Source organism: Phenylobacterium sp., assembly GCF_036963605.1.
Taxonomy (GTDB): Bacteria; Pseudomonadota; Alphaproteobacteria; order Caulobacterales; family Caulobacteraceae; genus Phenylobacterium.
Map to the genome: position 1 here is coordinate 1 of NZ_JBALUY010000094.1, position 11,144 is coordinate 11,144.

Sequence of the window (11,144 nt, forward strand, 5' to 3'; positions counted from 1 at the left end):
GCCCTCCGAGGCGCCCTCGATCAGGCCGGGAATGTCGGCGATGACGAAACGCTCATTGGTCGACAGGTCCACTACCCCGAGATTGGGGGCCAGCGTGGTGAAGGGATAGTCGGCGATCTTCGGCTTGGCCGCCGAGACCGCCGCCAGGAAGGTGGACTTGCCGGCGTTGGGCAGGCCGACGAGACCCACATCGGCGATCAGCTTCAGCCGCAGCCAGATCCAGCGCTCCTCGCCGTCCTGGCCGGGATTGGCGTGGCGCGGCGCCTGGTTGATCGGCCCCTTGAATCGGTCATTACCCCAGCCGCCATTGCCGCCCTTGAGCAGCAGCAGGCGTTGGCCGGCATGGTCCATGTCGGCGATCAGGGTTTCCTTGTCCTCGTCCAGCACCTGGGTGCCCACGGGAACCTTGAGCACCACATCGGCGCCGGCGTGGCCATGGCGATTGCGGCCCATGCCATGCTCGCCGGTCTCGGCCTTGAAATGCTGCTGGTAGCGATAGTCGATCAGGGTGTTGAGGCCGTCCACGGCCTCGATCCAGACATCACCGCCCCGGCCCCCGTCGCCGCCGTCCGGGCCGCCGTACTCGATGTACTTCTCACGCCGGAACGAGACCGCCCCGCCGCCGCCGTTGCCCGAGCGGATATAGATCTTGCACTGGTCGAGAAATTTCATCGGCGTTCCAGGTGGCCCGTTCCGCCGGCGATGGCCAGCGGAACGGGTCCGATATCATAGAGGGCGATGGCCTAGGCGAGCCAGACCATCATGCGGGTGGGCGCGGCTTCGCCGCGCGCCAGGGAGTGACGAGGGACGACCTCGCCGGTGTAGAGGAAGCCGGTCTTGCAGAGCACCTGGCCCGAGGCCGGGTTGTCGGCGAAGTGACCGGCCACCAGGTAGCGTCGCCGCCAGCCTTCGCCGGCCCAGACCAGGGCCGCGCCGGCGGCCTCGGTGGCCAGGCCCTGGCCCCAATAGGGTCGACCCAGCCAGTAGCCCAGCTCGACCCGGCCCTCATCATCGGGATGAAAGCCGAGCATGCCCACTAGGCCCGCCTCGCCATGCTCCAGGGCGAAGATGTGCTCCCGGGCCATGTCGCGGCTTTCGCAGGCTTGAAGGAAGGCCTCGGCGTCGGACAGGCCATAGGGATGGGGCATCCGCGTGGTCATCCGGGCGACGCCGGGGTCGTTGGCCAGGTCGGCGATGCGCGGCGCGTCCTCGGGCCTGGGCGCGCGCAGCCGCAGCCGGGCGGTTGAAATGACGGGCGGTCCGTCGGGAATGCTCATCTGATCCTCCCGGCCCCTCTTTGGAGGCCCTCGGAAAACGAAAACGGGGAGTCCGGCGGCCGGACTCCCCATCTGGAGTTTTCCTGTCCGGTTCGCCTCGAGTCTGTGAGAGGCGGAACCGGTCAAAGGAGGTTCCGCCTATTCGGCGTTCGCACCCTCGGCCTGGACCACCGTCACATAGGTGCGGTCGTCGCGCTTGGTGATGAACTTCACCGCGCCGGTATCAAGGGCGAAGAGCGTATGGTCGCGCCCCATGCCCACGCCTGCGCCCGGGTAATACTTGGTGCCGCGCTGGCGCACGATGATGTTGCCGGCGAGCACAGCTTCGCCGCCGAACTTCTTCACGCCGAGACGACGGCCAGCCGAGTCGCGACCGTTACGCGATGAACCGCCAGATTTCTTGTGAGCCATGGTGCTCTCCTAAACCGTGGAACGCCTATTCGGCGTCCGATTCCTTCTTGGCGGCGGCCTTCTTCGGCGCAGCCTTTGTTTCGCCGGCTTCAGCCTTGGGGGCCGCGGCCTTCTTCGGGGCGGCCTTGGGCTTGGCTTCCGCCTTGGGAGCGTCGGCCTCGGCTTCCACCGGAGCGGCGTCGGCCTTCTTCGGCGCAGCCTTGGCGGGCTTGTCTTCGACCTCGACACGAGGCTCGAGGCCACGGGCGCGGGCGTTGAGGACCGCCTTGGTGGTCAGGTCGACTTCACCGTCCCACTTGTCGGTCTTGCCGACGCCGGCGATCGAGGTCACGCGCAGCACGCTTTCGAGCTGGCGATGGCCGCGGGTCCGGCGATAGCCCTGACGGCGGATCTTCTTGAAGATCTTCACCTTCTCACCCTTGCGGGTTTCGATCAGGGTGGCCGAAACGCTGGCGCCGTCCACGATGGGCGCGCCCAAGGTCACGGTGTCGCCGTCGCCCAGCATCAGGACGTCGCCGAACGCGACATCAGCGCCCGGTTCGCCATCCAGCTTTTCAACCACAAGCAGATCGCCAGGTTGGACCCGGTACTGTTTGCCGCCGGTCTTGATCACCGCGTACATGGTTCGCGCCTTGGACTATATGCAAAAAGGATTACGCCCGCGATAGCCTGCGGGCGAGAGCCGCGGACTTATACAGACGCAGACTTGCGAGTCAACGCGGCGACCGGGGATTCTGCCGCCTCGTCCCGGGGGGCTTCGCGAACCTCGACCGTCAGGTGGCTGAGGCCCGTTAGCCCGGTGAGCTGGTTGCGGAAGGTATGGGCCGAGCGGCCCTGCGGATCGGCCACCACGGCGATGGCGGCATGGTGGCCGGGCCCCAGACGCCAGAGATGCAGGTCGATCACCCGGGCCTCCAGGGCCTCGAGCCGGGCGCGCACCTCGGCGGTCAACCGCGGGTCCGGGGTCATGTCGAGCAGGACCGCGCCGGCGCGACGGCCGAGGCCCCAGGCGAAGCGGGCCACCAGCAGGGCGCCCAGCAGGCCAGCCAGGGGATCGGCCCAGGTCCAGCCCAGATGCTCGCCGGCCAGCAGGCCGCCGATGGCCAGGGCCGACACGATCACATCGGCGGCCAGGTGCAGGTGGGCGGCGCGGAGATTGACGTCGTCATCGTCCCCGGGCGCCGGCCGGGCGTTCACCGGCCGCAACAGCCACATGCAGACGAAATTCACCGCGAGCACCATGACGGCGAGCTGCGTCGCCTCATGATAGTGGGTCGCCCCGCCGCCGCCGAAACGGGTCAGGCTTTCGCCGGCCAGCAGCAGGGCGGTGACGCCGAGGGCCACGGCGTTGGCGAAGGCCGCCAGATAGCCGATTTTGCCCGCGCCGAAACTGAACCTGCGGTCGGCGGCGTAACGCCGGGCCAGCAGATAGGCGAGGCCGGCCACGCCGAGGGCGGCCACATGGGCGGCCATATGGACGCCGCCGGCCACCAGGGCCATGGAGTTGAAGGCGAGGCCGCCGACCAATTGGCCGATCAGGGTGAGGGCGCAGATGGCCGCCGCCGCCCAGACCCGGCGCTCGTTGCGCGCATGGTCGGCGCCCAGATAGACCCGGTCGGCGCGGAAGCCGTCCAAGGGGCTGGCGCCCGACGCGCGCGCGCCGGGGACCTGGGCAGACCTTATATTGTCGTCCTGAGACATGGGCGGCCCTTCGTGGCGGCGCCCGGGGCGGGCGGAGAAGTGTTATTCTATAACATGTAGGGGCCGGTCAAGGGCGATCATGGATGACATCGCCTCGCTTGGCCTGTTCCCTCGGGCGTTTGCAGTGACTAAATGGCGACCATGACCGACAAGACCCCCGTCACCGTCCTCACCGGCTATCTCGGCGCCGGCAAGACCACCCTGCTCAACCGAATCCTCAGTGAGGACCATGGCAAGCGCTACGCTGTCATCGTCAACGAGTTCGGCGAGGTGGGCATCGACAACGAGCTGATCGTCGGCGCGGACGAAGAAGTCTTCGAGATGAACAACGGCTGTGTCTGCTGCACCGTGCGCGGCGACCTGATCCGGGTGCTCTCGGGCCTCATGAAACGCAAGGGCAAGTTCGACGCGATCATCGTCGAGACCACGGGCCTGGCCGATCCGGGGCCGGTGGCCCAGACCTTCTTCGTGGACGACGATGTGCGGGCCAAGGCTCAGCTGGACTCGGTGACCACGGTGGTGGACGCCAAGCACCTGCCCCTGCGCCTGGCCGATAGCCACGAGGCGGTTGAGCAGATCGCCTTCGCCGACCAGATCATCCTCAACAAGACCGATCTCGTCTCGGAAGCCGAACTGGTCGCGGTCGAGGCGCAGATCCGGCGGATCAATCCGCTCGCGCCGATCCACCGGGCGCAGCGGTCCGATGTGCCGCTGGAGGCGGTGCTGGGCCGGGGCGGCTTTGACCTGGAGCGGATCACCGGCCTGGACCCCGAGTTCCTAAATCCCGGCCATGGCGAGCCTGGCCATGTGCATGATGAGTCCTGCGACCATGATCATGATCACCATCATGGCCATGACGACCACGCCCACCACGATCACGCCGCCCACGACCATGTGGCAGAGGCCGGCATTCGGGGCGTTTCGTTGACCCTGGACCGTCCCCTGAACGGAACCCGGGTCACCAACTGGCTGAACGAACTGCTGCAGGAACAGGGTCCCGACATCCTGCGGGCCAAGGGCATCCTGGACGTGTCCGGCGAGGACCGTCGCCTGGTCTTCCAGGCCGTCCACATGATCCTGGAGGGCGACTTCCAGCGGGACTGGCGGGCCGACGAGCCGCGGTTCAGCCGCATGGTCTTCATCGGCAGAAACCTGGACGAAGCCAAGCTCAAGTCCGGCTTCGAGGCCTGCGCAGCCTGATCGTCGCAACGCCATTGCAGACATGAAAACGCCCGCCGGTGATCCGGCGGGCGTTCGCATATCGATAGGTTCGTCAGCGGCGATCAAGCCGCTGGAGATCAGCCCAGTTCTTCGTTGATCAGCGCGACCAGGAAATAGCCGTCCGTCTGCAGCTGGTTCATCACCGACATGAACTCACCGTAGCGCACGGTGCGATCGGCGCGGACATAGACGCGCTCCTCGGTGGGGACTGGCACGTCCAGTTCCGAGGCCAGATCGGCGGCCAGGGTTTCCAGGGTGGTCGGACGCTCGCCGATGAACAGGGCGCCGCCTTCCTGCACGTTGATCAGGGTGGGCTCTTCCACCACGGTGCCGGGCGGCGGCGGGATGGCGGGCGGCAGGTCGAGCTTGATCGACACCGTCGCGGCCGGAATGGCCACCATGAAGATGATCAGGAGCACCAGCATCACGTCCACGAAGGGCGTGACGTTGATGTCGCTGTTCTGGCCGAGGTCGAACTTGGCACCGCCCCCGCCACTCAGCTTCGCCGCCATATGCAATTCCTTCCCATAGGGCCGCGTAGGCCCGCGACCGTCCGTTTCGCCTCGACCATTCGCCTGTCGAAAGCCGATTGTAAAGTCTCTAGGAGTCGGGAAACCCATGCCAAAGGTGCGATTGGGGCGGCGGGCGCCGCAACAGGCGTCGTATCGCGCCTGAAATCCTTGCAGCGCCCTCTGGGCAAGACCCGTGTTCGCCGTCTATTCCAGCCCCATGTCCTACGCTTTCGACGCCTATGTCACCGCAGCCCTGTTCACCAAGTCCGGCCAGGGGGTCTTCGCCCTGGGGGACGGCAGCATCCGATTCGACACCGGCGAGGTGGTCGAGGCCCATGACGGGGTGGTGCTGTCGGCCTGCCTTCACCCGTCCGGCGAGGGCGTCCTCACCGGCGGCGACGACGGCCGCGTCGTGTGGTCGCGGTTCTCGGGGGCCGAGGAAATCGCGTCGGTCCCCGGCCGCTGGATCGACGCGGTGGCCGCCAGCGCCGAGTCCGGCCTGATCGCCTTTTCAGCCGGCAAGACGGTGCATGTCCGCGACGTCGCCGCGCCGGATTTCGTCCGCGCCTTCGAGCACGAGAAATCGGTGGCGGGCTTGGCCTTCGATCCCAAGGGCCGGCGCCTGGCGGTGGCCACCTATGGGGGCGCCTGGCTGTGGTTCGCCCGCATCGCCGAACAGAAGCCCATGGTCCTGGCCTGGGCCGGCAGCCATATCGCGCTGGCCTGGAGCCCGGACGGCAAGTTCCTGATGTCGTCCATGCAGGAAAACCAGCTCCATGGCTGGCGGGTGGCCGACGAGAAGAACATGCGCATGGGCGGCTATCCGGCCAAGGTGAAGAGCCTGGTCTTCATGTCGAAGGGCCAGATGCTGGCCACGTCCGGGGCGCAAGGGGTGGTGATCTGGCCTTTCGGCGGCTCGGCCGGTCCCATGGGCAAGCAGGCCGCCGAGGTCGGCTTCGACGCCTCCACGCTGGTGGCTCGGGTCGCAGCCCAGCCCGGCGGCCAGCGTGTCGCCGCAGGCCTGGAGGACGGCCGTGTGTGGATCTGCGACCTCAACGGCCAGAAGGTCGAGATGCTGAAGGCCGAAAAGGGATCGCCGATCACGGCCTTGGCTATCTCATCGGACGGCCAGCGCGTGGCCTGGGGCGACGAGGACGGCGCGGCCGGCATAGCCGAAGCGCCGTAGGCGCGCGCTGCGCGCTGGCGCTAGGCCTCGTCGAAGCCGTGCATCTCGCCCCAGACCTCGAACGGATCGCGGCGGGTGCGCAGGGTGTTGATGGCCGCCTCGGGGTCGCGATAGCCCAGCGCCATGCCGGAGAAGATCATGTGATCCTCCGGCAGGTTCAGGACCTCGGCCAGGGTCTGGGGATAGCGGGCCCAGTATTCCTGGGCGCAGGTGTCCAGGCCCCGCTCCACCGCCAGCAACATGATGGTCTGCATCAGCATGCCCACGTCCGACCATTGCGGCGGCCCGACCTTGCGGTCGAGGCTGAAGAACAGGCCTACCGGCGCCCCGAACAGCTCGCCGTTCTTGGCCAGCTGGGCCAGGCGGGCGGGCTTGTCCTCCCGGGGAATGCCGATCGTTGCATAGAGGTCTTCGCCGCACTGGAAGCGGCGGGTGCGCAGGGGCTCCCACAGGTTGGGGGGATAGACGTCATATTCCGGCGTCTCGCCGAACGGGTTTTCGCGGACTCGGGCCTTCAACGTCTCCAGGGGCGCGCCGGCCAGGGCGTGAACCCGCCAGGGCTGGAGATTGCCGCCTGACGGCGCGCGGGCGGCGGCCTCCAGGATCTCCCGCATCAGGGCGCCGGGGACGGGTTCGGGACGGAAGGCGCGGACGGAAATCCGCTGGGCCACAGCCTGGCTGACATTCATGGCCGGTCTCCTGCACGCAATGGACGCTTGCCGCGCCGTCTTCCCATCGTTAGCAGCCCTGCCTAGGGTCAAGGCAAGGATGGCTGAACTTGAGCGAGACCGACACGAACGCCCCGCCTGAGTCAGAGGCCCCTGCCGAGTCTGCGGTCCCCCGCCGTGGCCGGTTTGGCAGGATCGTGCGCGGCCTGCTGGTCCTGGCCCTGATGATCGGGTTTGTGGGGCCTGTGCTGACGGTGGCCGTCTACCGCTTCGTGCCGCCGCCGATCACCCTCCTGATGGTCCAGCGCCTGTTCGAGGGCCAGGGGTTCAGCCGCAGCTGGCGGAGCCTCGACGACATCTCGCCCCATCTGGTGCGCTCGGTGATCGCGGCCGAGGACGCCAATTTCTGCAGCCACCGCGGCTTCGATCTGGAGGCGATTCGTAAGGCGCTGGCGCACAACGAATCCTCCGATCGCGTGCGGGGCGGCTCCACCATCAGCCAGCAGACGGCCAAGAATGTCTTCCTGTGGCCCGACCGCTCCTATGTGCGCAAAGGGCTTGAGGCCTATTTCACCGTCCTGATCGAGGTGATGTGGGGCAAGCCGCGGATCATGGAGGTCTATCTGAACTCCATCGAATTCGGGCCGGGCGTCTATGGCGCCCAGGCCGCGGCGCGGAAGAACTTCGGGGTCGACGCCAAGGACCTCAGCCGCACCCAGGCCGCACGCCTGGCTGCGGTCCTGCCCAGTCCGTTGCGCTACAAGGCCGACACGCCCGGCCCCTATGTCCGCCGCCGCACGGGCCGCATCCAGGCCGCCGCCGGGACCGTCCGGCGGGACAATCTGGACGCCTGCGTCCTGGGTTGACGAAACAAGGTCAGGCCCCCAGACCTGTGGATTGATAAAACAATCTGCCCTTCAGGAGGCTTCTATGCGCGTTGGTGTGCCCCGCGAGATCAAGCCCAACGAGCATCGGGTGGGCCTGCCGCCGACGGCCGTGCGGGAATATGTGGCGCACGGCCATGAGGTGATCGTCGAGACCGCGGCCGGCGAGGGCGCCGGCTATGCCGATCAGGACTATGAGCGGGCCGGGGCGACCATCGCGCCGGACGCCGCGACGGTGTTTTCGCAAGCCCGGCTGATCGTAAAGGTCAAGGAGCCGCAGGCGGTCGAGTGGGTCAGGCTCACCCCCGACCACATCCTCTTCACCTATCTTCATCTGGCGCCGGACCCCGCCCAGACCGAAGGCCTGCTGGCCTCGGGCTGCGCGGCCATCGCCTATGAGACCGTGACCGACCGCGCCGGCGGCCTGCCGCTGCTGGCGCCCATGTCGGAGGTGGCCGGTCGGATCGCCGTCTTCTCGGCCGGCGAGACGCTGCTCAAGCACAATGGCGGCATGGGACTCTTGCTATCGGGCGTACCCGGGGTGAGGCCGGCGCGGATCTGCGTCCTGGGCGGCGGCGTGGTGGGCATGAACGCCGCCCGCATGGCCGCAGGGCTCGGCGCCGAGGTGGTGGTGCTGGAGCGCTCCATCCCCCGGATGCGGGAGCTGGACGACATGTTCCTCGGCCGCGTTCTCACCCGCTATTCCACCCTGGACGCGGTGGAGGAGGAGGTGCTGCGCGCCGATGTGGTGATCGGCGCTGTGCTGACCGCAGGGGCCGCGGCGCCCAAGCTGGTCCGCCGCGAGCATCTGGCGCGGATGAAGCCCGGCTCGGTGCTGGTGGACGTCTCCATCGACCAGGGGGGCTGTTTCGAGACCTCCCGGCCCACCACCCATGCCGATCCGACCTATGTGGTCGATGGCGTGGTTCACTACTGCGTGGCCAATATGCCCGGCGCCGCGCCGCGGACGTCTTCAGAGGCGCTGGTGCACGCGACCCTGCCGTTCGGCCTGGCCCTGGCTGATCGCGGACTGGATGCGCTGAGAGACGACCCGCACCTGGCGCGGGGGCTGAACGTGCTGAAGGGCGAGCTGACCCATCCGGCGGTGGCCCAGGCCCTGGGCCGGACGTCGGTCGATCCCTACGGGGTCTGGTCCCGCTAAGCCGCGGCCCACTGGCTGGGGTCGAGCGCCACCGGGTCGTCGATGGCCATGTCATCCCAATCCAGGTCCGGCGGCGGGCTCGACGCGGCGGCGATCACCGCTGACAGTTCTGCGGCCGAGGTGACGCCCACCAGGACGGTGGTGGCTTCTGGCCGCGACAGGGCGAAGCCCAGGGCCGCCTGCAGCGGATCGCTGCGGCCTTCGGCGATCAGCCGGCGGGCGCGCGAGATGCGGCTGGCGGCGGCCTTCAGATGGTTAGGCGCCCGATCCGGCGGCAGAAAGATCAAGCCGTTCAGGAAGATCGAACGCAGTTGAACCTCGATGCCCATGCCGGCCAGGGTGGCCAGGGTGCCATCGATCAGCAGGCGCTGGTCCAGCAGGCTGGCCGGCGCCTGGATGACGTCGGGACGGAAGCGGCGGGCCAGGCCCACCGGATCGTCGGAGGCGAACACCGCCACCCCGATCCGACGGCAGACGCCGGCGTCGCGCAGCTGTTGCAAGCGGGTCCACAGGGCCAGGCCATGGGGGCCGAAGAGTTCCGAGGCCGAGGGCACCAGCACGCAGTCGGCCTGGGCGACGCCCAGGCGACGCAGGGAGGCGCGGACCTCGGCCTCCACCATGTCGGGGCCGCGGTCGGCGCGGATGGTCGTCACGGAGACACGGAAGGGATTGGGCTTGGGCAGGGCCTCGCCGATCAGGGTCTCGCCCTGGGCGGAGCGTCCGTCCACGTCGAACACCGAAAGGCCTGCTCGCGCGGCCACCGAGAGAATGTCATGGACTTCGGCCTGGGCCGGGCGCCCGCGAACGGTGGCCTGGTCCAGAACGAATTGGCCGGAGCCGAGGCCGAGCTTGGCGAGCGGAGAGGTCATGGGCGGGCGGACGCTCTAAGAACTGCACTTGTCGAGGTTCATGCTTATCTGTGAGGCCTAAAGAACCCGTATCTGGAACCTTTCACGGGGGTTAATCTGGCCCATGACCGAACCGCTTCCGCAATGGCCCATCTTCGGCCTCGACGAGGATGTCCGCCCCGCCCTTCGCCAGGCCGCCGCCACCGGCGCGCCCCTGGTCCTGGCCACCCTGACGGCCCTGGGCGGCGGCGGGCCGCGACCGGTGGGCACCCAGATGGTGTTCGGCCAGGGCGTAGTTTCCGGTTATTTTTCAGGGGGCTGCGTTGAATCCGACGTGGCCGCCCACGCCCAGGCCTGCCTGGAGGACGGGGCGCCGCGCACCCTGATCTATGGCGAGGGCAGTCCCTGGCCGGACATCCAGCTGCTGTGTGGGGCACGGATCGAGATCTTCCTGGAGAAGGTGGCGAGCGACGATCCGGCCCTGGCCGATCTTTTTAACGCCCAGAATGAGCGCAAACCCTGCGTCTGGCTGAGCGATGGCCGTCGGCGGGTCTGCGTGGCGCCTGAGGCGGCTGAGGTGTGGGCCGGCGCCATTCGTCGGGATTACGAGCCGACCCCGCGGCTGGTGGTGGTGGGCTCTGACCCGACGGCCCTGGCGATCGCCGCCCTGGGCGGTCAGTCGGGGTTCGAGACCACCTTGGTGCGGCCCAAGGGTCCGGCCGAGCCGCCGCCCCTGGCCAAGGTGGCCTATCGCCGGGACGAACCCGGAGAGGCCCTGGCCGCCATCGGCCTCGATCCCTGGACGGCGGTGGCCATCGCCACCCATGACCTGGCCACCGACCAGGCCGCCCTGCGCGCCGCCCTGCCGTCGAAGGCGTCCTATGTGGGCCTGCTGGGCGCCCGGGCGCGACTGGCCGAGCGGCTGGCGCGCCTGCGCGAGGCCGGCGTCGGCGAGGCGGCCCTGTCGCGCCTGCACGCCCCGATCGGCCTCGATATCGGCGGCAAGGCCCCCTGGGAGGTGGCCCTGTCGGTTATCGGCGAGATCGTCGCCCTGCGCTATGCCCGGGCCAGCGGCAGCACCTCGACCAGCCCCCCGGCCTCGACGGCGGGCGCGCCGGGCGGGCGGCGCAGCAGCGCATCGGCGGCGGCGAATACGGTGACCAGCGACGAGTCCTGATCCCCATAGGGATGAACGCTGACCGCCCCGTCTTCATGACCCAGCTTCGCCCGCATCCAGTGCTCCCGCGGGCCATTGGCCGCGAGCGGCATTGCGG

General features: G+C 68.5%; 13 protein-coding genes and 1 pseudogene. 5 read left to right on the forward strand and 9 right to left on the reverse strand.

All coding sequences use genetic code 11. From position 1 onward, the window contains the following. From obgE to V7702_RS14950, 5 genes are all read right to left on the reverse strand, one after another. A partial coding sequence (gene obgE / locus V7702_RS14930) for a GTPase ObgE (RefSeq protein WP_335650882.1) occupies positions 1-672 on the reverse strand: 672 nt, incomplete at its 3' end. 71 nt (positions 673-743) lie between these two features. Then, positions 744-1,277, reverse strand: coding sequence for a GNAT family N-acetyltransferase (locus V7702_RS14935; RefSeq protein ID WP_335650883.1), 534 nt, complete (start codon positions 1,275-1,277; stop codon positions 744-746). 138 nt (positions 1,278-1,415) lie between these two features. Next, positions 1,416-1,688: a 50S ribosomal protein L27 gene (gene rpmA, locus V7702_RS14940; RefSeq protein WP_300579258.1), complete on the reverse strand. Its 273-nt coding sequence runs from the start codon at positions 1,686-1,688 to the stop codon at positions 1,416-1,418. Positions 1,689-1,713: 25 nt separating this feature from the next. Further along, a complete protein-coding gene (gene rplU, locus V7702_RS14945) occupies positions 1,714-2,310 on the reverse strand; it encodes a 50S ribosomal protein L21 (protein ID WP_335650884.1) in 597 nt (198 codons plus the stop codon). A 68-nt stretch (positions 2,311-2,378) separates the two neighbouring features. Beyond that, positions 2,379-3,323 carry a cation diffusion facilitator family transporter gene (locus V7702_RS14950; protein WP_335650885.1) on the reverse strand — a complete coding sequence of 315 codons (945 nt, stop codon included), beginning with the start codon at positions 3,321-3,323 and terminating at the stop codon, positions 2,379-2,381. A gap of 198 nt (positions 3,324-3,521) precedes the next feature. On the opposite strand from V7702_RS14950, the gene V7702_RS14955 reads away from it, so the two are divergent. Continuing rightward, positions 3,522-4,589 (forward strand): CobW family GTP-binding protein, encoded by a 1,068-nt coding sequence (locus V7702_RS14955; protein WP_335650886.1) that lies wholly within the window; start codon positions 3,522-3,524, stop codon positions 4,587-4,589. A gap of 98 nt (positions 4,590-4,687) precedes the next feature. Here the strand turns inward: V7702_RS14955 and V7702_RS14960 are convergent, their stop codons facing one another. After that, the gene (locus tag V7702_RS14960; protein ID WP_335650887.1) at positions 4,688-5,122 is read right to left on the reverse strand and encodes a biopolymer transporter ExbD; all 435 of its coding nucleotides are present in this window, start codon (positions 5,120-5,122) and stop codon (positions 4,688-4,690) included. Between the two features lie 217 nt (positions 5,123-5,339). Here V7702_RS14960 and V7702_RS14965 point away from each other — a divergent pair, with 217 nt between their 5' ends. Continuing rightward, a complete protein-coding gene (locus V7702_RS14965) occupies positions 5,340-6,308 on the forward strand; it encodes a WD40 repeat domain-containing protein (protein WP_335650892.1) in 969 nt (322 codons plus the stop codon). A 20-nt stretch (positions 6,309-6,328) separates the two neighbouring features. Here V7702_RS14965 and V7702_RS14970 read toward each other — a convergent pair whose 3' ends face one another. Then, positions 6,329-6,997 (reverse strand): nitroreductase, encoded by a 669-nt coding sequence (locus V7702_RS14970; RefSeq protein ID WP_335650888.1) that lies wholly within the window; start codon positions 6,995-6,997, stop codon positions 6,329-6,331. Positions 6,998-7,170: 173 nt separating this feature from the next. On the opposite strand from V7702_RS14970, the gene mtgA reads away from it, so the two are divergent. Further along, a complete protein-coding gene (gene mtgA, locus V7702_RS14975; protein ID WP_335650893.1) occupies positions 7,171-7,842 on the forward strand; it encodes a monofunctional biosynthetic peptidoglycan transglycosylase in 672 nt (223 codons plus the stop codon). Positions 7,843-7,906: 64 nt separating this feature from the next. Further along, entirely contained in the window at positions 7,907-9,022 is a 1,116-nt protein-coding gene (ald, locus tag V7702_RS14980) for an alanine dehydrogenase (RefSeq protein ID WP_335650889.1), read from the forward strand. Here ald and V7702_RS14985 read toward each other — a convergent pair. Further along, the gene (locus tag V7702_RS14985; protein ID WP_335650890.1) at positions 9,019-9,891 is read right to left on the reverse strand and encodes a bifunctional regulator KidO; all 873 of its coding nucleotides are present in this window, start codon (positions 9,889-9,891) and stop codon (positions 9,019-9,021) included. The genes ald and V7702_RS14985 overlap by 4 nt on opposite strands. Before the next feature lie 103 nt (positions 9,892-9,994). On the opposite strand from V7702_RS14985, the gene V7702_RS14990 reads away from it, so the two are divergent. Then, positions 9,995-11,047, forward strand: a complete 1,053-nt coding sequence (locus tag V7702_RS14990; RefSeq protein WP_335650891.1) for an XdhC family protein — start codon at positions 9,995-9,997, stop codon at positions 11,045-11,047. Here the strand turns inward: V7702_RS14990 and V7702_RS14995 are convergent. Further along, a pseudogene (locus V7702_RS14995) lies at positions 10,999-11,139 on the reverse strand (gephyrin-like molybdotransferase Glp); the annotation flags it as partial. The gene V7702_RS14990 and the pseudogene V7702_RS14995 sit on opposite strands and share 49 nt — an antisense overlap. Positions 11,140-11,144: the final 5 nt, after the last annotated feature.

What these genes read in the sequence shown, in the direction of transcription:
- rplU (WP_335650884.1), bottom strand. Translation starts at nt 2,310, where the DNA reads ATGTACGCGGTGATCAAGACCGGCGGCAAACAGTACCGGGTCCAACCT.
- V7702_RS14965 (WP_335650892.1), top strand. Translation starts at nt 5,340, where the DNA reads ATGTCCTACGCTTTCGACGCCTATGTCACCGCAGCCCTGTTCACCAAG.
- V7702_RS14990 (WP_335650891.1), top strand. Translation starts at nt 9,995, where the DNA reads ATGACCGAACCGCTTCCGCAATGGCCCATCTTCGGCCTCGACGAGGAT.
- V7702_RS14985 (WP_335650890.1), bottom strand. Translation starts at nt 9,891, where the DNA reads ATGACCTCTCCGCTCGCCAAGCTCGGCCTCGGCTCCGGCCAATTCGTT.
- V7702_RS14960 (WP_335650887.1), bottom strand. Translation starts at nt 5,122, where the DNA reads ATGGCGGCGAAGCTGAGTGGCGGGGGCGGTGCCAAGTTCGACCTCGGC.
- V7702_RS14955 (WP_335650886.1), top strand. Translation starts at nt 3,522, where the DNA reads ATGGCGACCATGACCGACAAGACCCCCGTCACCGTCCTCACCGGCTAT.
- V7702_RS14935 (WP_335650883.1), bottom strand. Translation starts at nt 1,277, where the DNA reads ATGAGCATTCCCGACGGACCGCCCGTCATTTCAACCGCCCGGCTGCGG.
- rpmA (WP_300579258.1), bottom strand. Translation starts at nt 1,688, where the DNA reads ATGGCTCACAAGAAATCTGGCGGTTCATCGCGTAACGGTCGCGACTCG.
- ald (WP_335650889.1), top strand. Translation starts at nt 7,907, where the DNA reads ATGCGCGTTGGTGTGCCCCGCGAGATCAAGCCCAACGAGCATCGGGTG.
- V7702_RS14970 (WP_335650888.1), bottom strand. Translation starts at nt 6,997, where the DNA reads ATGAATGTCAGCCAGGCTGTGGCCCAGCGGATTTCCGTCCGCGCCTTC.